A 20990-nucleotide genomic window follows, 5' to 3' on the forward strand; every position below is an offset into this window, starting at 1 on the left:
GCATGCGGGGACGCCCGCCGGGAAAAGGAAAACCATGCATCCACGTTTGCACCCACTGGCCGCCCTGCTGGCCGTCTCGTTCGCGCCTTCGGCTTTCGCCCTTGAACAACTGGCCCTGCTAGACCCCGTCGTCGTCACTGCAACCCGCCAGTCACAGCGGGCCAACGAGGCCATTGCCGATATCACGATCATCGACAGGCACGATATCGAGAATGCTGGCCCCGCCACCACCCTGGCCGAATTGCTTGGGCGCAGCACCGGTATCGAATTTGGCCGGGCGGGCGGACACGGCGCTGATGAAAGCGTCTTCATACGCGGCACCAACAGCGGCCACGCGCTCGTACTTCTTGACGGCATCCGGGTCAATTCAGCAACAACCGGCAGCACGGCAATCCAGATGATTCCGCTGTCACAGATTGAGCGTATCGAAATTCTGCGCGGCCCCGCATCGGCAATATACGGTTCAGATGCCATCGGCGGCGTTATCCAGATTTTCACCCGGTCTGGAGGCGAAGCCCCGCGCTTCACCGTCCAGGCCGGTGCCGGCAGCGCATCGACCTATGAAAGCAGCGTCGCCCACGCCAACCGGATTGGCAATTTCTCTTACAGCATCAAGGCTGGCGTGAATGGCACCCAGGGGATCAACGGCATCGAGTCAACAAACTATCCCGGATACAACCCGGACAAGGATGGTTATCGCAATAACAACCTCAACCTCAATGCGGGGTATCGCCTCAATCCGGAAACGGAAATCGGTGCCGGTATTTTCAATGCACAGACAGTTAGCCGATACGATGCCTATCAAACGGATCCGAACACATACGCAAGCCTGAACGCTAACCGCGATTACGAAATGAAACATCGGACATCGGGCGCCTACGCCTTCGCAACGTTTGCCCCGACTGCGATCTGGAAATCGAACATCCGAATCGCCCAGGGCGTAGACCGGACGGAAAGCCCGGAATCCCTCATCGGCGATCCGATCAGCCTCTTCAAGACAACACAGAATCAATACACCTGGCAGAATGATATCGCCCTGCCGCTTGGCACATTGCTGGCTGGCTTGGAACGACTTGAACAGGAAGTGGATTCAACCAAGAATTTTTCGATTAGGGCGCGTAGCATTAATTCAGCCATGATCGGTTGGAATGCCTCGATCAATGCTCATGCCATTCAGTTGAATGCACGTAGCGACGATAACTCGCAGTTCGGGCAACACCAGACCTGGCTGGCCGGCTATGGTTTCCGCTTCGCTCCAGCCTGGCGGATCGCCGCAAGCTTCGGTACCGCGTTCAAGGCACCGACCATGAACGACCTTTACTTCCCGACCACCCCGGGTGTCGGCGGCGGCAATGCCAATCTGAAACCCGAGGAATCACGTAACGGCGAAGTTTCTCTGCGCTACCAGCAGGGCACCAACCACGCTCGAATCACCTATTTCCACAACACGATCCGTAACTTGATCGAATGGACTACTGACCCGAATACCTACTACTCGACCCCTGCCAACGTTGGAGAGGTCAAAATAGAGGGCATTGAGATGTCAGCTGGCACAACTGTCGGCAATTGGCTGTTGAATGCAAATGCCACCATCCAGGATCCGAAGGATATGGATACCGATCAACAGCTACGTCGCCGCGCCAAGGCTTTCGGTAACGTCTCGGCAACCTACGTGGCAGGCCCTTTCAAGGGCGGTATCGAGTGGAAAATGGTCGGCACCCGTTATGACGATCCACATTGGCAAACTCGCATGAACCAGGTCCGCATGGGTAGCTATGCGATAGCCAATCTCTTTGGCGAATATTCAGTTGCCAAGGACTGGAGTCTTTTTGCGCGCGTCGACAACCTGTTCGACAAGAACTACGAAGTCGCGCGATCCAAAAACGTGATTTACGGCACACCGGGTTTGACCGCCTTTGCCGGCATCCGCTACACCCTTCAGTAATATGCCCACCCGCCGTCGCGCCATCCTGATTCTCATCAGCCTCTGCCTGCTGGCCGTGGCGAGCATCGGGCTGGCGTTAACGGTGGGCAGTTTCAAGGTTTCATACAGTGACGTCCTGGCCGCCCTGTTCGGTCAGGAGGGCGGGTCTGGCGATGTCGTGCTGCAACTCCGTCTGCCGCGCGCCCTGGCCGGGTTTGCCTGCGGCGGCTTGCTGGCATTGGCCGGCGCCCTAATGCAGGTGTTGTTACGCAATCCGCTGGCCGATCCGTATGCACTCGGCATTTCCGGCGGAGCCGGCGTCGGCGCGATGCTCGCCATGCTGCTCGGCCTGCCTGTGCTCGGCGTCGACGGGCTGGCCTTTGCTGGCGCTTTCGCCGCGATGCTGCTGGTTTTCGGGCTGGCGCACGGTGATGGCAGCTGGACCCAGACCCGTCTGCTGCTGACCGGCGTCATCGTGGCTGCCGGCTGCGGCGCACTGGTCGCGCTGATGCTGACGATCGCCGAGGAGCATAAGCTGCGCGGCATGCTCTTCTGGCTGATGGGCGACCTCGGGCAGAGTGCCCAGTGGTGGCCGGCCTTCGCCGCCCTGCTGGTCGCGCTGCTGCTGACCATGCCCTTTGCCCGCGAACTCAACCTGCTTTCACGCGGGCTGATGCAGGCCCAGGCTCTGGGCGTTGCCGTTGGCCGCCTGCGCTATGCCATCTACCTGCTGGCCTCCCTGGCTACGGCGGCTTCGGTGACGACGGCCGGCTCGATCGGCTTTGTCGGTCTGGTTGTCCCCCATCTAGTCCGGCTGGCTACCGGCAACGACCAGCGCCTGCTCCTGCCGGCGTCGGTATTGGCGGGCGGCTCGCTGCTGGTCCTCGCCGACACCCTGGCGCGGACACTGATTGCCCCGCAACAACTGCCGGTCGGCGTGCTGACCGCACTGATTGGCGTACCCGTATTTCTGTTCCTGCTGTCGAGGCAGCCAAAATGAGCCGGCCGCTTCTCGACATCCGACAACTGGTCGTTGAAATTGGCGGCAAGACGGTGGTTGATCGCGTCGATCTGAGTATCGCCAGTGGTGAACGGATCGCCATACTTGGCCGTAACGGCGCCGGAAAATCGACCCTGTTATCGACCCTGGCGGGACTCCGTCCGCCCGCCGCCGGGGCCATTCTGCTTGATGGCGAAGATGCGGCCCTGCTCCATCCCCGCGAGGCAGCGCTGCGTCGTGCCTGGCTCGGCCAGTTTCAGTCCGACCCTTTCGGCTCGACCGTTCTGGAAACAGCTTTGACCGGTCGCCATCCGCATCTCGGTCGCTGGGATTGGGAATCAAGCCGTGATGCCGAGCTGGCCCGTAGCGCCCTCAAGTCGGTCGGACTGGAGGGCATGGAAGGCCGCCAGATTCACACGCTGTCCGGCGGCGAACGCCAGCGCCTGGCGATTGCCACGCTGCTCACCCAGGCGGCACCGCTTTACCTGCTCGACGAACCGCTCTCGCACCTTGATCTCAACCACCAGATGGCGGTCCTTGAACTGTTCTCCGGGGCAGCCCGTGACTGTGGCGCAGGTGTTGTCATGGTCCTGCACGATCCGGCGCTGGCCCATCGTTTCTGTGATCGCGCCTTGCTGGTTTATGGCGATGGCCGTACCGAGACCGGCGTGGTCGGTGACATTCTGACGGCAGAAAAACTCTCCGAACTTTACGGTTACGGCCTGCGTCAGATCGAAGACCGCGGCCACCGCTGCTTCATTCCCGAATAGTCGCGCGTCAGGGCGGCCCTGTGTTGCGTGGTCGCTACCCATTATTTGAAAATCTCTTGAAAACAAACATGACCATCACCCACGAAGAACGCATGCAGAAGAAAAAGGCCGTCATTGACAGCAAGATTGACGCCGCCCAGGAAGAACGTGGCGTACTGGTGGTCAATACCGGCAATGGCAAGGGCAAGTCGAGCGCCGCTTTCGGCGTGGTCGCCCGCGCCCTTGGTCACGGGCAAAAAGTTGGTGTTGTTCAGTTCGTCAAAGGCCGCTCGGATACCGGCGAGGAAGCTTTCTTCCGCCAGCAGCCGAATGTCGCCTGGCATGTCGGTGGCGAAGGCTTCACCTGGGAAACCCAGGACAAGGACCGCGACGCCAGGGCCGCCCAGGCCGCCTGGGAAATCGCCTGTCAACATTTGAACGATCCGGCCATCGGTCTCGTCGTTCTCGACGAAATGACCTATGCCTTCAAGTACGGCTGGCTCGACCTCGCTACCGTGATCGGTCAACTGCTCACCCGCCCAGCCATGCAGCACGTCATCATCACCGGCCGCGGGGCGCCGCAAGCCCTGCGCGACGCAGCCGACACGGTCAGCGAAATCGGCATGGAGAAACATGCATTCCAAAGCGGCATCAAGGCCATGCCCGGCCTCGAATTCTGATGCCAGCCTGCCCCGCATTGCTCATCGCCGCGCCAGCCTCCGGCCAGGGCAAGACCACTGTCACGGCTGCACTGGCCCGACTGCATACACGTAAGGGGCGGCGGGTCACTGTTTTCAAATGCGGTCCGGATTTTCTCGATCCGCAAATTCACGCTGCGGCCAGCGGTCATCCCTGCTACAACCTTGATCTCGGCATGTGCGGGGACGACGATGCCCGCTGGCGACTGGCCCGGGCGGCAGAGGATTCCGACCTGATCCTCATCGAAGGCGTCATGGGTCTGTTCGACGGCGAGCCTTCCGCGGCCGACATCGCCATCCGTTTCGGCATCCCGGTTATGGCCCTGATCGACGCCGGGGCGATGGCCCAGACCTTTGGGGCCATCGCTCATGGCCTGGCCAGCTATCGGCCCGGCCTGCCCTTTGCCGGCGTACTGGCTAACCGTGTCGGCAGCGCCGGCCATGCCCGGATGCTGCGCGACAGCCTGCCACCCGGTACCGGCTGGTTTGGTGCCCTGCCCAAATGCGATGACAGCCTACCCGAACGCCACCTCGGTTTGCTCCAGGCGAGCGAGATTACTGACCTCGAAGCCCGCCTCGACCATTTGGCTGATGCCCTGGCCGCCAGTGCCAGCGTCGACCTGCCGCCACCGATCGATTTCGCCGTGGCTCGACCGCCCACCAGCACCCCACTGCTCGCCGGCCAGCGCATTGCCATCGCCCGCGACGCCGCCTACGGTTTTATTTATCCAGCCAATCTGGATACGCTTGAGGCGCAGGGGGCCGAACTTTGCTTCTTCTCGCCCGTCGCCGGCGATCCGCTTCCGGCCTGCGATGCCGTCTGGCTTCCCGGTGGTTACCCGGAACTCCATACCGAGACGCTCGCCCGTCAGTCCTCGCTCTGGAATGCCCTGCACGACCATGTTGCCTCCGGCAAGCCACTGCTGGCGGAATGCGGCGGCATGATGAGCCTGTTCTCTGAAGTCGTAGACAAGGCCGGCATCAGTCATCGCTTTGGCGATTTGCTGCCCGGCCGTTCGATCATGCAAAAACAGCTCGCTGCCCTCGGTACCCAATTTGTCGATCTGCCGGAAGGCCATATCTCAGGCCACACGTTTCATTTTTCCCGGAGCGAGACACCGCTTGCCCCACTGACCGTGGCTAAAACGGCGGATGGTCGGAGTGGTGAAGCGGTTTACCGGAAAAATCGCCTGACCGCCTCCTATCTGCATTTTTACTTCCCATCGAATCCCGCTGTCGCAGCCCGCCTGTTCATGAACGCGTGACTGTTCGTTTTTTACGAACAGTCACGCAGGCCTGGATTAATTTTTCGGCAACGAGAAGCAGATACACTACGGCTTGTAACTTTTCCACACGGAGACAACGATGAAGAATTTCGTACTGATGGCTGCAGCAGTCGTGCTCGGCCTCACCCTGCAAATTGGCGACGCCGAAGCCAAGCGCCTGGGCGGCGGCAGTTCCTCTGGCATGCAACGCCAGTCAGTCGCCCCGAGCGCCCCCCCGTCGGCCGCCAGACAAGCCCCCGCGCCGGCACCGTCAGCCCCAGCCGCGGCACCGGCTGCCCAGCCCAAGCGTTCGTGGATGGGCCCGTTGGCCGGCCTGGCTGCCGGTATCGGTCTGGCCGCACTGGCTTCGCACTTCGGCTTTGGTGAAGGTCTGGCCAATTTCATGATGATCGGTCTGCTGATCATGGCGGTCGTCATGGTGATTGGCTTCTTCATGCGCAAGAAAGCAGGTGCTACCCAGCAAGGTGGCCTGCAATACGCCGGCGCCAATCCGAACTACGGCAGCAATACGCCGCACGAACCTGACTTCATTCCAGCCGGCGGTTCTGCCGCAGCACCTATTGCTGCTGCAACCGGTGCGGGCAATATTCCGGCCGACTTTGATGTCGAGGCTTTTGTCCGGAACGCCAAGGTTAACTTCATCCGTCTGCAGGCTGCCAATGATGCCGGCAACCTCGACGACATCCGCGAATTTACCTCGCCGGAAATGTTCGCCGAGATCAAGCTGGGCATGGGCGAACGTGGTGCGGCACAACAGGAAACCGACGTTGCCCAGCTCAACGGCGAAGTTCTTGATGTCGCTGAAGAAGCCAGTCGCTACATTGTCAGCATCCGCTTCACTGGCCTGATCAGCGAGGAAAAGGGCGCCGCTCCTGCTCCTTTCGACGAAATCTGGCATATGACCAAACCGACCGACAACAGCCGCGGCTGGGTGCTCGCCGGTATTCAACAAGTCCAGTAAGCCTGGACAGGCCTGACCAAGGCTGGCCGGAGAAATCCGGCCAGCCTTTTTTATTGGCTGCCGTCGAGAAAAGCGGGGCGATCCCAGATCACTCGGAAATAGCACGCTGCATTGATCCCGGATGGACGACTTCATCGCCAAGCCCGGTCGAACCGGACTATCTTTTCATCATTCTTCTGAAATGGCTCAGGGCAGGACGACAAACATCAACTTGAGCAACTGACCTCCAGCCCGCTTGCCCAGTCCGGCGGCAAGGCTGCCAAGTCATCGAATTCCGGCTCCTCGTCAAAGGGCCGGCGCAGACAGGTCAGCAAACGTTGCACACCCGAGAAGTCCTTCGCCTTGGCCTGACGAATAGCCGCCTCGGCCAGCCAGTTGCGCAGAATGTACTTGGGGTTGCTAGCGAGCATCGCTGCCTGCCGTTCTTCATCTGCCCACGGCGTTTGCGCCAGACGGGTCCGCCAGCCATCCAGCCAGGCATCGCAAGCGGCACGGTCGATGAACAGATCGCGCAACGGCGCATCTGCCGCGGCCCGGTTATCCCGCCCGGCTTCGCCCGGCAGCCGCGACAGGAGGCGAAAGAATGTCGTGAAATCGGGCCGATGCTGCTGCAGGAAACCAAAGGTCTCGCCGATAAAGGTTTCGTCGTCCGGCATGGCCTCCCGCAAACCGAGCTTGGCGCGCATCAACCGGGCAAAAGTCTGTTCGAAGGCATCGCCATACGTTTCATCAATCGCGGCGCGGGCAATTTCAGGACGGTTGAGCAAGGGCAGGAAGGCATCGGCCAGGCAATAGAGGTTCCACTGCCCGACATGTGGCTGGTTACGGTAGGTATAACGACCATAGGTGTCGGAGTGGTTACAGATGTGGCCCGAATCAAAGGCCTCCATGAAACCAAAAGGCCCGTAATCAAGGGTCAGGCCGAGGATCGACATGTTGTCGGTATTCATCACGCCGTGCATGAAGCCGACCGCCATCCAGTGCGCCATCAGTTCGCCGGTACGAACCGACACATCGCGCAGCAGCGCATCGTAGGGATTGGCGGCAATACGACACCCAGGGCGAAAGGTATCAATGACGTAGTCAGCCAGTTGCTGCACTTCCAGCTTCCTGTCACGCGAGGCCCAATGCTCGAAAGAGCCAAAACGGACAAAACCGGGTGCCACCCGCGCCACGACGGCAGCCGTCTCGATTTCCTCGCGGCGCACCGGTTGCTCGGCGCCGATCACGCACAGCGCCCGGGTAGTCGGCACGCCAAGGCCGGCCATTGCTTCCGAGCAAAGAAATTCACGTATCGATGAACGGAGCACTGCCCGTCCGTCGGCACCGCGCGAATAGGGTGTCTTTCCCGCCCCCTTGAGCTGGATTTCCCAGTGCCCGCTTTCGTTGTGCAGGCCACCCAGCAAATGGGCCCGACCATCGCCCAACTGGCCCGCCCAAACGCCGAACTGATGACCGGAGTAGACAGCAGCGAGCGGCTCGCTGCCAGGTAGCAGGCGATTGCCGGCGAAGATTTCAGCGAATTGGGGACTATTCAGCAGCCCATCGGGCAGACCCAGCAGATCAGCGACGTCATGGCTGATACCGACAACGTAAGGATCGGGCAGGGGATGTGGCGGAAGACGGGTGTAGAAAGCCGCGGGCAGGCTGGCAAAACTGTTGGCAAAGACGGGCAGTTCGCCCAGAAAAGGTTCAGCGGCATTCATGATGTCGGATTTCTGTCAAAAAGTCGGGAGAGTCCGGCACACAGCAAAGGGCATGCCGGTCCGGATCTCCTTCAGAACACGAAAGCCGAGGATGGTTCGCGCGTCAGAAGCCGGCCGCTTCAGCTTCAAGATAGGCGATGCTCACGTACTTGCCGATATTGGCCTCGAAACCCTTGGTGTTTTTAGCCTGACTGGCGACACGCTTGTCCTTGAGAACCAGCGTCTTGGCCTCTTCAAGCGGCAGTCCATCCTTGATGGCCTGTTCGCAGGGATAGTAGATTCCCTCGAACAACGCGCGGTTCCACGCCAGTACATTAGCGGCCGGCACACCGTGAGCCGGTAGCCAGATCTTGGTCCGGGTCGACTTCTCCAGTGCGTCGTACGCCTTGAAAGTCCCCAGATAGGAGCCATCATCCATATTGGCGATGCGCTGGTTCATGGCAATATCGCCCACCAGGGTGACGCCGTCTTCAACCACCTCGACACACAGGTCGGACGGCGTATGAACCTTACCGTAATGGTGAATGCGCAAGGTGACATCGCCAAACCTGAGTTCAGCCCCATGCTCCAGCGGCATGTTGGGCGGCACGATGCGGGTGCCAAGGGAAGCCTCGTTGGTGGCCTTCTCGATCAGCGACAGCCACAGGCTACCCTGAATCCCCTTAACGGCCTGGATGGTGCCGGCATGCGCATACATCGGCAGACTATTACCGTAACGCTCGACATAGGCATGATTCCCGAGCCAGTGGTCACCGTGGTAATGGGTGTTGATGATGGCGACCACCGGCTTCCGGAAATTCTTTTCCAGTTGCCGTATGGCCATTTCACCAATCTGCACCGACGCCCCGGTATCGATGACAACGACCCCTTTGCTGGTATTGACGAAGGTGATGTTGCTCATCATTCCCTGGTTGTCGGGGGTCGGAAAACCGTGCGGGGTAAAGATGATTGATACGTGCTTCGAAACCTGACGCAGTGGATAGTCCTTGATGGCCGGGCCACGGACAAAATCATCCATCTCGCTGGCGAATGCGCTCATCGACTGCCATGGGGCAAACTCAACCGCCCAGAGCGCCGAAATGGCCGCCACGGAGCGGAGAAAATCGCGACGGTCCATGAGCATCTCCTGAAATGTTAAAATAGAACGCTATCATCGCGCCGAATGCGGCGCTCGTCTACACTGACACCATGCGCCACTACCCGTTCTCTTTTGTCGCCCTGACCAGCCTCGGCATCCTTTGCGCCATTCCTGGTGCCATCAGCCTGGCAGGCTTCGGTGCCGCGTTGCACCCGGTTCTCGATGACCCGATGGCCGGCCTGGCATTCATCGTGTCGGCCATTGCCCTGATCGGCTCCGGCGCCTTCCCGCTGGTCATCGAAAAACTGAAGGAAGGCGAAGAAGCCTAGTCTTCGCGCATCAGCCGCCAGTACTGAACCTTGACCGTTACCGCTGCGCCGCCAACGATGGCCAGAAAGGTGACGATTGAACCAAGCGCCAGGGTCGAAAAACCGCTAATTCCCTGACCGACCGTACAACCCAGACCGACGACGCCACCAAAACCCATCAGCGCCGCACCGAGCAGGTGACTGGCCGTATCCTCGACGCTGGCAAACCCTTCCCAGCGGAATTTCCCGGTGGCTAGGGCCCACACCCCCGAACCGGCAATGACGCCGAGCACCGTGGCGATGGCAAAGCTCAGGGTGCGACTGGTATCGGACCACAGCATGAGCAACTCCAGCGTATAGGCCTGCGCAGCGACGAATGTCAGCGACTCCATGCGCCCACTGTTGGTCGTCAGAAAGGCCTCTTCAAGCGTCTCCGGATGCTCGACCAGATAACCGACATGACCGCTGACATACCAGGCCGCGACGACGGTCAGGCCAATACCGATACCGCCCAGCAGATTATCGAAACTCCAGAAATCCCGCTTGAGCAGACAGAAGGCGGTCAGCCCACCGCCGATAGCAAGCACGGCGAGCAGAAAGGCCGTCTTCGGCTCCATGCCAACGGCCCTGAGCAGGGCCGGAATATCCTGCCCCCCCGGCATGACGATGACCGCCTTTTCCAGCACATTGACGCGAAAAACACCGAAAACGCCACGCATCGTCATGTAAGCGACAAGGCCAAGGACGAGAAAGACCACCACTGACTTGAGATTGCCGCCACCGATACGGATCAGCGTCTTCGAGCCACAGCCGGAAGCGAGCACCATGCCGATGCCGAAAGTCGCCCCGCCGACAAGGTAGGACAGCCAGGTGAAATTGGGCGTCCGGTAGATCGATTTACCGAGGTCGATCAGCCCGGCGCCATGCAGCGCACCCGCCCCCAGAATGGCCACACCAATGGCCAGCAGCCACATGCGCATGCGACTCCAGTCACCCATATTGACGATGTCGGAAACGGCACCCATGGTACAAAAATGGGTTTTCTGGCCGATGGCCCCAAAGACAAACGCGACGACAAAAGCCAGCCATTGAACGGTCGAAGAAAGGGCGGCAATTTCCATGATCAGGCCTGGTAAATGGTTGGATCGGTCAGGCCGGCGGCGGCAAAGCCTTCGGCGCGCAGGCGGCATGAATCGCAGACCCCGCAGGCACGACCGAGTTGATCGGCCTGGTAGCAGGAGACGGTCAGGCCGTAATCAACACCGAGAGCAGCGCCAGTACGAATGATGTCGGCCTTTGAAAGGTCGATCAGCGGCGCATGAATACTCAGTTTTACCCCCTCGACCCCGGCTCTGGTCGCCAGATTGGCCATCTTTTCGAAGGCCGCGAGGTATTCCGGGCGGCAGTCCGGGTAACCCGAATAATCGACCGCGTTGATGCCGACGAAAATGTCGCGGCTGCCCAGCACCTCAGCCCAAGCCAGGGCCAGCGAGAGCATGATGGTGTTGCGGGCCGGCACGTAGGTCACGGGGATGCCAGGCTGGACGCCGTCGACCGGGACGTTGATGGCGCTATCGGTCAAGGCCGAGCCGCCGAACTGGGCCAGTCCCAGATTGAGTACGCGATGCTCGACCGCGCCCAGCGCCTTGACGACACGATCGGCTGCCTGCAACTCGGCACAGTGACGCTGGCCGTAGTTGAACGACAGACAATAACAGTCAAAACCCTGGCTACGGGCTATGGCGAGACAAGTGGCGGAATCGAGTCCACCGGAAAGGAGAACGACAGCTGGCTTCATCATGGGGCGCGAATATACCTGAAAATCGGCTTCCTTTGATCCGGTATCTGCTTGTTCCTGCGCTACAATTTGCCGTTATCGACCTTTTTGCCGGAGATTCGCATGTCGCTTCGCCTGACCGTCCTTGCCACCGCGCTGATGCTGGCTGGTTCTGCTCACGCCGCCGACCAGATCAAGGTCGGTCTGGTGTCCACCCTGTCCGGCCCCGGGGCCGGCCTCGGCGTCGATATCCGCGACGGTTTCAATCTGGCGATGAAGCATCTGAATGGCAAACTGGGCGGACTGCCGGCCGACGTGCTGATCGCCGACGACCAGCAAAGCCCCGATATCGCCAAGCAGGCGGCTGACAAGTTCCTCAAGAAGGACAAGGTCGATTTCATGACCGGCATCGTTTTCTCCAACATCATGCTCGCCGTCGGCCCGAGCGTTTTCGACAACAAGACCTTCTACATTTCGGCCAACGCCGGCCCCTCGCAATATGCTGGCGAGCAGTGCAACCCCTACTTCTTCAACGTCGCCTGGCAAAACGACAACCTCCATGAGGCCGTCGGCAAGGTTGTCCAGGACAAGGGCTTCAAGAACGTCGTGATCGTCACGCCCAACTACCCCGGCGGCAAGGATGCCGTTTCCGGCTTCAAGCGTTATTACAAGGGCAAGGTCGCCGAAGAGGTCTACACCAAGCTCGGCCAGCTCGATTACGCCGCCGAACTGGCGCAAATCCGCAATCTGAAACCCGACGCACTGTTCTTCTTCCTGCCCGGCGGCATGGGCATCAACTTCGTGAAACAGTTCGTCTCGGCCGGCCTGTCACGCGACACCCAGTTGTTCGCGCCCGGCTTCTCGGCTGACGAGGATGTCATCAAGGCCGTCGGCAGTTCGATGATGGGCATGTTCAACTCGTCGCATTGGGCGCACGACATGGACAACGCCGAGAACAAGCGCTTCGTGGCTGATTTCCAGAAGGAATACGGCCGCCTGCCCTCGCTCTACGCCTCGCAGGGTTACGATGCCGCGTTGATGATGGACGGCGCCGTGCGTGATGTAAAAGGCAAGGTCGACGACAAGACGGCCCTGCAAAAAGCCCTTGAAGCCAAGCGCTTCAAATCGGTACGCGGCGACTTCAAGTTCAACACCAATCACTACCCGGTACAGAACTACTACCTGCGCGCCATCGGCAAGGATGCCAGCGGCCGGGTCACCAACAAAACGATGGGCACCATCTTCACCAACCATGCGGACGCCTATGTAGCCGCCTGCAAGATGAAGTGATTTATCGGCGCCCCTTTGGCGCTCGCCATTGCCCGTCTCACTCGCTGCATTCCTGCCCTGCGGGAATGCAGCATTGCCTACCATGACCCAGTTATTCCTTGAACAAGCCCTCAACGGACTCCAATTCGGCCTCATGCTCTTCCTGCTAGCGGCCGGGCTGACGCTCGTCTTCGGCATCATGGACTGCATCAATCTGGCGCACGGTTCGCTTTACATGGTGGGCGCTTACTTCGTCGCGGCAGCCACGCAAGCGGCCGATTCGTTCTGGATTGGCCTCGCGACGGGGGTCGCTGGTGCCGCTGTCCTCGGTCTGCTGCTCGAACTGTCGCTGTTCCGCCGGCTGTACAAGCGAGACCACCTGTCGCAGGTGCTCGCCACCTTCGCCCTGATCCTGATCGCCAACGAAGCGGTCCGGGTGATCTGGGGCGCCCAGCCAGTAATGCTCAACCCGCCGGAGTCCCTTTCCGGCCCGGTGGTGATTTCACTCTTTGGCGATGAGTATTTCTACCCGGCTTACCGGCTGGTCATCATTGCCTTCGGCCTTGGTGTCGCCGGGATGCTTTACCTGCTCGTTGCCAAAAGCCGGCTCGGCATGTGGGTGCGGGCCGGCGCCTCGAATCGGGAAATGACCGAAGCCCTGGGCATCAATGTTCAGGGCCTGTTCACTGCCGTCTTTGTCTTCGGGGCTGCGCTCTGTGCCTTGGCCGGCGGCCTGCTCGGCCCCTTGCTGGCGGTTCAGGTCGGCATGGGGGAGAGCGTGCTGATCCTCGCTTTCGTCGTCATCATCATCGGTGGCATCGGCTCGATCCGGGGCGCCCTGGTCGGCAGTCTGATCGTCGGCTCGGTCGATACCCTCGGTCGGGCCCTGCTCCCCACCCTGTTGCGCGTCCTCCTGCCAGCCGACGCAGCCTCCACACTCGGCCCGGCGCTGGCCTCGATCCTCATCTACCTGCTCATGGCCGGCATCCTCTTCTTCAGGCCGCAAGGCCTTTTCCCGGCCCGCGCCTAATGGCTTTCTACCGTCCCGCCGCTTACCAAAAGCCCGTCGCCCTGGCCTTGCTGCTGACCCTGCTTGCCCTGCCGGCGGTGCTGTCGGCATTCGGCCAGGCGTTCTATATCGGCTTTGCCACCCGAATCCTGATCTTCGCCCTGGCCGCCTCCAGCCTCAATCTGGTACTTGGTTTCGGCGGCATGTTCTCACTCGGCCATGCCGCCTTTTTCGGCATTGGCGCGTACACGGCGGCCATCTGCCTGAGCAGCGGCATCTCCGATGCCCTGCTGGCCTTCCCGCTGGCCATGCTGGCAGCCGGACTTTTCGCATTGCTGGTCGGGGCCATCAGCCTGCGTACGCGCGGCGTCTATTTCATCATGATCACCCTGGCCTTTGCCCAGATGGCCTACTACCTGGTTATTTCGGCCCGCGCCTGGGGCGGCGACGATGGCCTGCCGCTGGTCAGCCGAATGACGCTGGGGGGCTTCAGCCTGGGCAGCGATGCCGCCCTGTATTACGCCGCGCTGGCTTGCCTGGCTCTGGTCATCCTTTTTCTCGGCCGGATGGCTGATGCCCGTTTCGGTCGGGTCATTCAGGCCATCCGCGAAAACGAGACACGGATGGAGGCGCTCGGCTACCCGGTTTTCCGCTATCGCCTCAGCTGTTTCATCCTCGGAGGCGCCCTGGCCGGCCTGGCCGGTGCCCTACTCGCTAATCTGACCGGGCTGGCCAGTCCCAACCTGCTGGTGTGGACTCAGTCCGGCACGCTCCTGATGATGGTTATCATCGGTGGTGTCGGCTATCTGTATGGCGGTCTGGTCGGCGCCCTGATCTTCCTCTGCCTTGAGGAGGTGCTGGCCGGCATCACGCTGCACTGGCACATCGGTCTCGGCCTGCTATTGCTGGCCATCGTACTGTTTGCCCCGAAAGGGGTGGCGGCATTGTTCGGGAAGCAACATGGCTGAGGCACTGCTCGAGGTCCGCCAGTTGTCGCGCCGCTTTGCCGCCGTCGAGGCGCTTAAGGACATCAATTTCAGCGTCGAGTCGGGCGAGGTTCACGCCCTGATCGGCCCCAACGGGGCGGGCAAGACAACGTTCATCCACCATGTTTCCGGTGCCCTGCAGCCGGATTCCGGCAGCATCCATTTTGCCGGCCGCGATGTCACCCGACTTTCCATGCATCAGCGGGTTGCCGCCGGCATGGCCCGCTCGTACCAGATCACCAATGTCTTTCTCGGCCTCACTGCCCTCGACAACGTGGCACTGGCCGTTCAAGGCAGAGGCGATGCCGGTAGCAGTTTCCGTTTCTGGCAGCCGGTACGCAACGAATCGGCCCTGTTCGACGAAGCGCACCTTCATCTGGCCCAAGTCGGCCTGGCACAGCGCGCCGGGACCGTCGCCGGCAATCTCGCCCATGGAGAACAGCGGGCGCTGGAACTGGCCATGGCCCTGGCTACCCGGCCAAAAATGCTGCTGCTCGACGAGCCCATGGCCGGTACCGGCCCCGAAGAATCGGCCCGCATGGTCGAATTGATCGAGCACCTTGCCCGCCATGTCACCATCCTCCTGGTTGAACACGACATGGCCGCCGTTTTCCGGCTGGCCGACCGCATTTCGGTACTGGTCAATGGTCAGCTGATCTGTACCGGCGAACCGGAGGCCGTGCGCGCCAACCCCGACGTGCGGCGTGCCTATCTCGGAGACCATCTGTGAGCGCACTGCTTGAAATCAGTGGCCTGGAGGTCGCCTATGGGCCGAGCCAGGTGTTGTTCGGCCTCGACCTCAGCCTGCAGGAGGGCGAAGCGGCCACCCTGCTCGGCCGCAACGGCATGGGCAAGACGACAACGCTGCGCGCCATCTGCGGGCTTGAGCCGGTCAAAGGCGGGAGCATCCGCTTCGCTGGCGAACGGATCGATGGCTGGCGACCGGACCGCATTGGCCGGGCCGGCATAGCGCTGGTTCCCGAGGGCCGCCAGTGCTTCCCGAATCTGACGGTCGACGAGCATCTGATCGCCTTTTACGCCAACCGGCGTAGCCTCGCCGAAGCGTGGACGCCGGCTCGCGTTTACCAACTTTTCCCGCGTCTGCACGAACGCGCGAAGAATCTCGGCAATCAGCTATCGGGGGGTGAGCAGCAGATGCTGGCGATCGGTCGGGCCCTGGTAACCAATCCGCGCTTGCTCATTCTCGACGAAGCGACCGAAGGACTGGCCCCGCTGGTCCGCGATGAAATCTGGTCCTGCCTGGCCCGCCTTCGGGCGGCCGGCCAAAGTATCCTGGTTATCGACAAATACGTCGAAAAGCTGATCACCCTGGCCGACCGGCACACCATCATCGAACGCGGCCGGGTCGTATGGCAGGGCAGTTCACATGAATTGGATGCCGATCACGGCATCTGGCACCGCTATCTCGGCATCTAGCGGCCAGTCGGTAATGCTTCCTGAAGCAGCGCAAACTCGCGATCAGCCAGAGCCTCGTCGCCCAGATTGAGGGCGACCAGCCGACGCAGGTGGGTAACGCTATCGAGATCGATATCGCGACAGGCCAAGCCGTAGCGATCGGTCAGATGACGAATGACCGTAACTTCCATACGGATGTTGGTTTCCCCCTGGTCAAGCCGGATGACCAATGGGCAGTTGGTGCCCACCGTCACGTACATGCTGCCCCGCGGACGGACCATGGCCCCCTTGAGCGAGAGGTCAATCACATCAACGGGCTGTGCACCATCGGGGAGTAACAGGCTGGCTTCAGCCTGGAAGGGAATGCGGGAAAACTTGCGGCGATTTTGCTGCATGGGCGTCTCCTCCTCTATTTTCCCTTCATATTACCCCAAAGTATCTTGTGCAACTGCAGCTGGAAACGGACGTTCAGGCCGTCTTCGAGAATCCAACCGGCCAGCAACTGCGGCTCGATCAGACCGCCGGCCGGCGACAGAAGTACCGGGCACAAGCGATCAATCTGCCTGTCGCGCAAGACCTCGCGCGCCCACTCATAGTCTCTGCGCGAAGCGATAACAATCTTGATCTCGTCACGGCGATTCAAGACCGCCAGATTGCTCCAGAGATTCTTGGCCGACTCACCCGAATCGGGTGCCTTGAGATCCATGATTCGCGCTACACGCTGATCAATCGCGGCAACATCCAGCGCCCCCGAGGTTTCGAGAGACACATCGTAACCGGCATCGCAAAGCGCCGTCAGCAGCCCCAGGCAATCCTTCTGCGCCAGCGGCTCACCGCCAGTGACGCAGACCTGACGGGCAGGGTATTTCGCCACCTCAGCCAGGACTGACTCAATGGTGGCGGGCTCACCCCCGGTAAAACTGTAGGTGGTGTCGCACCAGGTGCAGCGCAGCGGGCACCCGGTCAGACGAACAAATACAGTCGGCAGGCCGGCACGCGATGCCTCGCCCTGCAGGGAATAAAAAATTTCGGTAAGACGTAAAGGCAATTACTTCTTCTTCAAGCGATCGCGGGCCGCTTCGGCGGCCGGGGTGCCGGGAAATTTGGCAATCACCGTGTCGAGAGAACGCTTGGCAGCGGTCGGATTGTTCAATTCCTGCTGGCAGGTAGCAATGGCCAGCCAGGCATCCGGCGCCTTGGCGCTATCGGCATACTTGCCGGTCACCACGCTTTGGGCTTCGATGGCCCGCTTGCAGTCACGCTGCGCGTACCAGGCATTGCCGAGCCAGTACTGGGCATTGGGGGCGAGCGAACTGTCCGGATATTTCTGCACATAAGCACCAAAACCGGCAGCCGCTTCCTTGTACTTGCCGGCCTTGAACTGATTCAGCGCCGCTTCGTATTCGCTACCTTCCTTGGCCGGATCGTTGGCCGGCTTGGCGCTTGGGGCACTGTCCGGGGCGACCGGCGCAGCCGCCGTCGCTGCCGCTTCGAACTTGCGCAAACGCGTGTCGAGATCGAGATAGAAATCCTGCTGGCGCTTTCTGGCCGTCTCCAGCTCGTAACCGAGCGTTTCAATCTGGCCGCGCAGGCGGGAGATTTCCTCGGCCTGCTGCTGGATCTGGCCAGCCAGATCCAGCTGGGCCTTGGCCTGCTGGTCGAATCGCGCCTCCGCCTTGGCTTTCGCATCGGCGATCTGGCGACGGGCTTCGTCGTCATCAAACACGCCGGCCTGGGCCTGGAAAGCACCCAGCGCGGCAATGAAAAGGGCGATTCGAACCGGGCGCATGCTTAGAACTCGCCGCGACCGTCAGCCGCCTTGTAGAGAATGTCGGCACGACGGTTTTCCGACCAGGCGGCTTCGTCATGACCGGCATTCTTCGGCTTTTCTTCACCAAGGCTGACCGATTCAATCTGGTCATCCTTGACGCCGAGCAGGGTCAGCGAACGCTTGACGGCTTCGGCACGCTTCTGGCCCAGCGACAGGTTGTATTCGCGGCTACCGCGCTCATCGGTATTACCCTGGAGCAGAACCTTGAATCCCTTGTTGGCAACGAGATACTTGGCGTGGGCGGCAACCAGATCCTTGTAGTCGCCCTTCACTTCGTAGCTGTCGAGATCGAAGTAGATGCTGCGCTGCGACAGCTTGCTCTTCGGATCGGTCAGTTCGCGCGGCAGGCCGCTGGCGTCGAGACCACCGGCGGTCACCGGGGTAACGCCACTGCTCGAACCGCTGCGCGATTCGACCGGGGCGCCATTGGCATCATCGGGCAGCGGGGTGGTGGAACAAGCGGCCAACAGGACCGAAAGCAGGGCGGGGATAAGTAGTTTTTTCATGACGTTCTCCGGGTGGATGTCTGGATTATTGGAAGTAAGGGCCCCAGGCCGGTTCGCGGACATCGCCTGCTGCGACCGTAAGGCGTTGTTTGATCCTGCCATCGCTGGAGACAGCCGATAGTACGCCGCGCCCGCCGACTTCAGTGGCGATCAGGATCATGCGGCTGTTGGGGGCGAAACTGGGCGATTCGTCCTTGTAGGAATCACTCACCACCTGCACCTGGCGGCTGGCCAGGTCCATGATGGCAAGCTGGAAGCGGCCTTCGCGGCGGCTGATGAAGGCGAGGCTCTTGCCGTCCGGCGACGGACGCGGCGAAACGTTGTAGCTGCCCTCGAAGGTGACCCGGCGAACATCGCCACCGTTGGCACCAATCTGGTAAATCTGCGGGCTGCCACCACGGTCAGAGGTGAAATAGATCGTCCCGCCATCGGCCGAATAGCGCGGCTCGGTATCAATACCGGACGACTGGGTAATACGCTGCAGGCCGCTACCATCGGCATTCACCGAGTAGAGCTGGGAGAAGCCGTCCTTGGAGAGGACGACGGCCAGCTTGCGACCATCCGGCGACCAGCCCGGCGCTGAGTTGGAGCCCTTGAAATTGGCCACAATGTGGCGCTGACCGGAGGCTAGCGAGTGAACGTAGATGACCGGCTTCTTCTTCTCAAAGGAAACGTAGGCCAGACGACCCCCATCCGGCGACCACACCGGCGAAATGATCGGCTCGGTGGAAGTCAGGGCGGTGGCGGCATTCTGGCCATCGGAATCGGCAATCTGCAGCAGGAACTGACCGCGCGCCTTGACGACGTAGGCGATGCGCGTCGAGAAGACGCCTTTTTCACCCGTCAGTTTTTCATAAATATAGTCGGCAATGCGGTGTCCGGCAGCCCGCAACTGGGTACTGTTAGTGACGTAGGCAGCTCCGCCCAGCGATACGCCCTTCTGCGTGTCGTAGAGGCGGAAACGGGCCTCCATGCGACCGTCGGCACTGCGCGCGATGCTCCCGGCAGCCAGGGCATCGGCACCCCGGGCTTTCCAGTCGGCGTGATTGAGCGGCGCGTTTTCGTCAAAGCTCAGATTGCTGTGATCGATCAGCTTGAACAGCCCGCTGCGCTCAAGATCGCCCCGCACGGTCGATGTGATGACGCGGGAAGCGACCGGATCACCGGGAAAATCAACGATCGTCACAGGAATCCGGTTAGCGCCGGCACCAGTGATCTCGATCGAAAGCTGGGCCTGGGCCAGACCTGCGGCCAACAGGGAAAAAGCCAGAAAAAGGCGGCGGGAAATTCGGGACATTTCGTTCATTTTCAAAAGGATTCGCGCGATTTTACTCTTCAAACGGCTTGTATTTTATTTCCAGCGTTCGCTGGAAAAGTGACGGGTCGTCCGGCTTCGGCAAGGGTGATGATTTACGGATGGCACGCTCAATGGCGCTATCCAGTGCCAGATTGTTGCTGGAGCGCTTCAGCTTTACATCCAGGACGTCACCATTGGGCAACTGACTGACCTCGAACACGGCTTCCGGGTTGCCCTGAATGGAGGGGGGCAACATGATGTTGCCACGCACCTTGACACGAATCTTGGTGGCGTAGTCAGCCAGCCCGCGCTTGTTCGATGAGGCCCGCTGCTCGGACTCCGCGGCGGCAGCATTGGCCAGTTGCTGGGTATTGGGACGGGGCTTGAGGTCGGCCGTCTCGCGCGACAGTTCCTTGCTGAAATCGAACTTTGGCGGCTCCGGCTTCTTCGCTTCGGGCTTGGGCGGCTCGGGTTTCTTCTTCTCTTCCTTGACGACGATTTCCGGCTTTTTCACCACCGGCTCGGGCTTCGGCTCGACCTTCGGCTGCGGCTTTGGCTTTGGCTCGGGCTTCACTTCCGGTTCAGGCGGGCGCGCCGGCGGATGCACGACCTGCGCCGGCATGGGCCGTGGCGACCACAATTCGACCTCCATCACCTCCGGCTTGCTGCGTTTCCACTGCACCCCGAAGAAGAGGAACGCGAGCAGCGCCACGTGCACCAGGATGGTGAACGCCAGAGCGTACTTCTTGCCCGGTTCTTCAGGTTTGTCGAGGGTGATGTCCACTTTATTTACTGGCAGTTTCCAGGCCGACCTTGTCGAAGCCCATGCGCTTGACCTCATCAAGCACTTCGATGACGTTCTTGTACTGGGTTTCCTTGTCGCCGGCGATCAGCACGGCAATCGTTTCGTCAGCTGTCTTCAGCGCACCCAGTTCGCTCTTCAGATCCTTGATGCTGCGAATTTTGGTCGATTTGCCGTTGGCGTCGAAGACAGCCAGCCCGCCGTCGCTTTTCACTTCGACCTTGAGATATTTTGGCGGCTTCTGCGGTGCCGTGCCGGTGCTCGGCAGATCGACCGAACCGGTCGTCATCATCGGCGTCGCCACCATGAAGATGACGAGCAGGACGAGCATGACGTCGATATAGGGGACGACGTTGATTTCACTTTTCAGACGGCGCTGGCGCATGG

At 60.8% G+C, this 20990-nt stretch carries 23 protein-coding genes; 12 read left to right on the plus strand and 11 right to left on the minus strand.

Translation table 11 applies throughout. The annotated features are described in order from the left end of the window. Positions 1-34 precede the first annotated feature (34 nt). From HYN24_RS14960 to HYN24_RS14985, 6 genes are all read left to right on the plus strand, one after another. Positions 35-1945: a TonB-dependent receptor domain-containing protein gene (locus HYN24_RS14960; protein ID WP_162888757.1), complete on the plus strand. Its 1911-nt coding sequence runs from the start codon at positions 35-37 to the stop codon at positions 1943-1945. 1 nt (position 1946) lies between these two features. Continuing rightward, a complete protein-coding gene (locus HYN24_RS14965) occupies positions 1947-2924 on the plus strand; it encodes an iron ABC transporter permease (protein WP_117610004.1) in 978 nt (325 codons plus the stop codon). Continuing rightward, positions 2921-3694: an ABC transporter ATP-binding protein gene (locus tag HYN24_RS14970; protein WP_117610005.1), complete on the plus strand. Its 774-nt coding sequence runs from the start codon at positions 2921-2923 to the stop codon at positions 3692-3694. Before HYN24_RS14965 ends, HYN24_RS14970 begins: the two co-directional genes overlap by 4 nt. 68 nt (positions 3695-3762) lie before the next feature. Next, positions 3763-4353, plus strand: coding sequence for a cob(I)yrinic acid a,c-diamide adenosyltransferase (gene cobO, locus HYN24_RS14975; RefSeq protein WP_117610006.1), 591 nt, complete (start codon positions 3763-3765; stop codon positions 4351-4353). Continuing rightward, positions 4353-5636, plus strand: coding sequence for a cobyrinate a,c-diamide synthase (locus tag HYN24_RS14980; RefSeq protein ID WP_117610007.1), 1284 nt, complete (start codon positions 4353-4355; stop codon positions 5634-5636). The genes cobO and HYN24_RS14980 overlap by 1 nt, the downstream gene beginning before the upstream one ends. A 100-nt stretch (positions 5637-5736) precedes the next feature. Next, positions 5737-6618, plus strand: a complete 882-nt coding sequence (locus HYN24_RS14985; protein ID WP_117610008.1) for a Tim44 domain-containing protein — start codon at positions 5737-5739, stop codon at positions 6616-6618. A gap of 206 nt (positions 6619-6824) precedes the next feature. On the opposite strand, the gene HYN24_RS14990 is transcribed toward HYN24_RS14985, so the two are convergent. Both HYN24_RS14990 and HYN24_RS14995 read right to left on the minus strand, forming a co-directional pair. Beyond that, positions 6825-8324 (minus strand): YdiU family protein, encoded by a 1500-nt coding sequence (locus tag HYN24_RS14990; protein ID WP_117610009.1) that lies wholly within the window; start codon positions 8322-8324, stop codon positions 6825-6827. Positions 8325-8427: 103 nt separating this feature from the next. After that, positions 8428-9441 carry an MBL fold metallo-hydrolase gene (locus tag HYN24_RS14995; protein WP_117610410.1) on the minus strand — a complete coding sequence of 338 codons (1014 nt, stop codon included), beginning with the start codon at positions 9439-9441 and terminating at the stop codon, positions 8428-8430. Positions 9442-9512: 71 nt separating this feature from the next. Between HYN24_RS14995 and HYN24_RS15000 the strand changes: the two genes are divergently transcribed. Then, positions 9513-9731 carry a hypothetical protein gene (locus HYN24_RS15000; RefSeq protein WP_117610010.1) on the plus strand — a complete coding sequence of 73 codons (219 nt, stop codon included), beginning with the start codon at positions 9513-9515 and terminating at the stop codon, positions 9729-9731. On the opposite strand, the gene HYN24_RS15005 is transcribed toward HYN24_RS15000, so the two are convergent. After that, positions 9728-10831 carry a YeeE/YedE family protein gene (locus HYN24_RS15005; RefSeq protein WP_117610011.1) on the minus strand — a complete coding sequence of 368 codons (1104 nt, stop codon included), beginning with the start codon at positions 10829-10831 and terminating at the stop codon, positions 9728-9730. The two genes, HYN24_RS15000 and HYN24_RS15005, sit on opposite strands and share 4 nt — an antisense overlap. A 2-nt stretch (positions 10832-10833) precedes the next feature. Next, positions 10834-11511: a 7-cyano-7-deazaguanine synthase QueC gene (queC, locus tag HYN24_RS15010; protein ID WP_117610012.1), complete on the minus strand. Its 678-nt coding sequence runs from the start codon at positions 11509-11511 to the stop codon at positions 10834-10836. Between the two features lie 99 nt (positions 11512-11610). Here queC and HYN24_RS15015 point away from each other — a divergent pair, with 99 nt between their 5' ends. The 5 genes from HYN24_RS15015 (at position 11611) to HYN24_RS15035 (ending at position 16188) form a co-directional block, all read left to right on the plus strand. Next, positions 11611-12777 carry an ABC transporter substrate-binding protein gene (locus HYN24_RS15015; RefSeq protein WP_117610411.1) on the plus strand — a complete coding sequence of 389 codons (1167 nt, stop codon included), beginning with the start codon at positions 11611-11613 and terminating at the stop codon, positions 12775-12777. 82 nt (positions 12778-12859) lie between these two features. Beyond that, positions 12860-13786: a branched-chain amino acid ABC transporter permease gene (locus HYN24_RS15020; RefSeq protein WP_117610013.1), complete on the plus strand. Its 927-nt coding sequence runs from the start codon at positions 12860-12862 to the stop codon at positions 13784-13786. Beyond that, entirely contained in the window at positions 13786-14733 is a 948-nt protein-coding gene (locus HYN24_RS15025) for a branched-chain amino acid ABC transporter permease (RefSeq protein WP_117610014.1), read from the plus strand. The genes HYN24_RS15020 and HYN24_RS15025 overlap by 1 nt, the downstream gene beginning before the upstream one ends. After that, positions 14726-15481 carry an ABC transporter ATP-binding protein gene (locus HYN24_RS15030; protein WP_117610015.1) on the plus strand — a complete coding sequence of 252 codons (756 nt, stop codon included), beginning with the start codon at positions 14726-14728 and terminating at the stop codon, positions 15479-15481. Before HYN24_RS15025 ends, HYN24_RS15030 begins: the two co-directional genes overlap by 8 nt. Then, positions 15478-16188, plus strand: coding sequence for an ABC transporter ATP-binding protein (locus tag HYN24_RS15035; RefSeq protein WP_117610016.1), 711 nt, complete (start codon positions 15478-15480; stop codon positions 16186-16188). The genes HYN24_RS15030 and HYN24_RS15035 overlap by 4 nt, the downstream gene beginning before the upstream one ends. Here the strand turns inward: HYN24_RS15035 and HYN24_RS15040 are convergent. From HYN24_RS15040 to tolR, 7 genes are read right to left on the minus strand one after another with little or no spacing between them, the layout of a single operon-like run. Next, positions 16185-16562, minus strand: coding sequence for a PilZ domain-containing protein (locus tag HYN24_RS15040; RefSeq protein WP_117610017.1), 378 nt, complete (start codon positions 16560-16562; stop codon positions 16185-16187). The two genes, HYN24_RS15035 and HYN24_RS15040, sit on opposite strands and share 4 nt — an antisense overlap. A gap of 14 nt (positions 16563-16576) precedes the next feature. Continuing rightward, on the minus strand, positions 16577-17215 hold the full coding sequence (gene queE, locus HYN24_RS15045) for a 7-carboxy-7-deazaguanine synthase QueE (protein ID WP_117610018.1): 639 nt from the start codon (positions 17213-17215) through the stop codon (positions 16577-16579). Further along, the gene (ybgF, locus tag HYN24_RS15050; protein WP_117610019.1) at positions 17216-17956 is read right to left on the minus strand and encodes a tol-pal system protein YbgF; all 741 of its coding nucleotides are present in this window, start codon (positions 17954-17956) and stop codon (positions 17216-17218) included. It abuts the gene before it with no gap. A 2-nt stretch (positions 17957-17958) separates the two neighbouring features. Further along, a complete protein-coding gene (gene pal, locus HYN24_RS15055; protein ID WP_117610020.1) occupies positions 17959-18504 on the minus strand; it encodes a peptidoglycan-associated lipoprotein Pal in 546 nt (181 codons plus the stop codon). Between the two features lie 25 nt (positions 18505-18529). Beyond that, positions 18530-19801 carry a Tol-Pal system beta propeller repeat protein TolB gene (gene tolB, locus HYN24_RS15060; protein ID WP_117610412.1) on the minus strand — a complete coding sequence of 424 codons (1272 nt, stop codon included), beginning with the start codon at positions 19799-19801 and terminating at the stop codon, positions 18530-18532. A gap of 31 nt (positions 19802-19832) precedes the next feature. After that, positions 19833-20585 (minus strand): energy transducer TonB, encoded by a 753-nt coding sequence (locus HYN24_RS15065; RefSeq protein ID WP_240327687.1) that lies wholly within the window; start codon positions 20583-20585, stop codon positions 19833-19835. A gap of 1 nt (position 20586) precedes the next feature. After that, the gene (tolR, locus tag HYN24_RS15070) at positions 20587-20988 is read right to left on the minus strand and encodes a protein TolR (RefSeq protein ID WP_117610022.1); all 402 of its coding nucleotides are present in this window, start codon (positions 20986-20988) and stop codon (positions 20587-20589) included. Positions 20989-20990: the final 2 nt, after the last annotated feature.

This window comes from Dechloromonas sp. HYN0024 (assembly GCF_003441615.1).
Taxonomy (GTDB): domain Bacteria; phylum Pseudomonadota; class Gammaproteobacteria; order Burkholderiales; family Rhodocyclaceae; genus Azonexus.

Bases quoted from the DNA above. Each gene is read 5' to 3' on its own strand.
- HYN24_RS14960 (WP_162888757.1), top strand. From the start codon at position 35: ATGCATCCACGTTTGCACCCACTGGCCGCCCTGCTGGCCGTCTCGTTC.
- HYN24_RS14965 (WP_117610004.1), top strand. From the start codon at position 1,947: ATGCCCACCCGCCGTCGCGCCATCCTGATTCTCATCAGCCTCTGCCTG.
- HYN24_RS14970 (WP_117610005.1), top strand. From the start codon at position 2,921: ATGAGCCGGCCGCTTCTCGACATCCGACAACTGGTCGTTGAAATTGGC.
- cobO (WP_117610006.1), top strand. From the start codon at position 3,763: ATGACCATCACCCACGAAGAACGCATGCAGAAGAAAAAGGCCGTCATT.
- HYN24_RS14980 (WP_117610007.1), top strand. From the start codon at position 4,353: ATGCCAGCCTGCCCCGCATTGCTCATCGCCGCGCCAGCCTCCGGCCAG.
- HYN24_RS14985 (WP_117610008.1), top strand. From the start codon at position 5,737: ATGAAGAATTTCGTACTGATGGCTGCAGCAGTCGTGCTCGGCCTCACC.
- HYN24_RS14990 (WP_117610009.1), bottom strand. From the start codon at position 8,324: ATGAATGCCGCTGAACCTTTTCTGGGCGAACTGCCCGTCTTTGCCAAC.
- HYN24_RS14995 (WP_117610410.1), bottom strand. From the start codon at position 9,441: ATGGACCGTCGCGATTTTCTCCGCTCCGTGGCGGCCATTTCGGCGCTC.
- HYN24_RS15000 (WP_117610010.1), top strand. From the start codon at position 9,513: ATGCGCCACTACCCGTTCTCTTTTGTCGCCCTGACCAGCCTCGGCATC.
- HYN24_RS15005 (WP_117610011.1), bottom strand. From the start codon at position 10,831: ATGGAAATTGCCGCCCTTTCTTCGACCGTTCAATGGCTGGCTTTTGTC.
- queC (WP_117610012.1), bottom strand. From the start codon at position 11,511: ATGATGAAGCCAGCTGTCGTTCTCCTTTCCGGTGGACTCGATTCCGCC.
- HYN24_RS15015 (WP_117610411.1), top strand. From the start codon at position 11,611: ATGTCGCTTCGCCTGACCGTCCTTGCCACCGCGCTGATGCTGGCTGGT.
- HYN24_RS15020 (WP_117610013.1), top strand. From the start codon at position 12,860: ATGACCCAGTTATTCCTTGAACAAGCCCTCAACGGACTCCAATTCGGC.
- HYN24_RS15025 (WP_117610014.1), top strand. From the start codon at position 13,786: ATGGCTTTCTACCGTCCCGCCGCTTACCAAAAGCCCGTCGCCCTGGCC.
- HYN24_RS15030 (WP_117610015.1), top strand. From the start codon at position 14,726: ATGGCTGAGGCACTGCTCGAGGTCCGCCAGTTGTCGCGCCGCTTTGCC.
- HYN24_RS15040 (WP_117610017.1), bottom strand. From the start codon at position 16,562: ATGCAGCAAAATCGCCGCAAGTTTTCCCGCATTCCCTTCCAGGCTGAA.
- ybgF (WP_117610019.1), bottom strand. From the start codon at position 17,956: ATGCGCCCGGTTCGAATCGCCCTTTTCATTGCCGCGCTGGGTGCTTTC.
- pal (WP_117610020.1), bottom strand. From the start codon at position 18,504: ATGAAAAAACTACTTATCCCCGCCCTGCTTTCGGTCCTGTTGGCCGCT.
- tolB (WP_117610412.1), bottom strand. From the start codon at position 19,801: ATGTCCCGAATTTCCCGCCGCCTTTTTCTGGCTTTTTCCCTGTTGGCC.
- tolR (WP_117610022.1), bottom strand. From the start codon at position 20,988: ATGCGCCAGCGCCGTCTGAAAAGTGAAATCAACGTCGTCCCCTATATC.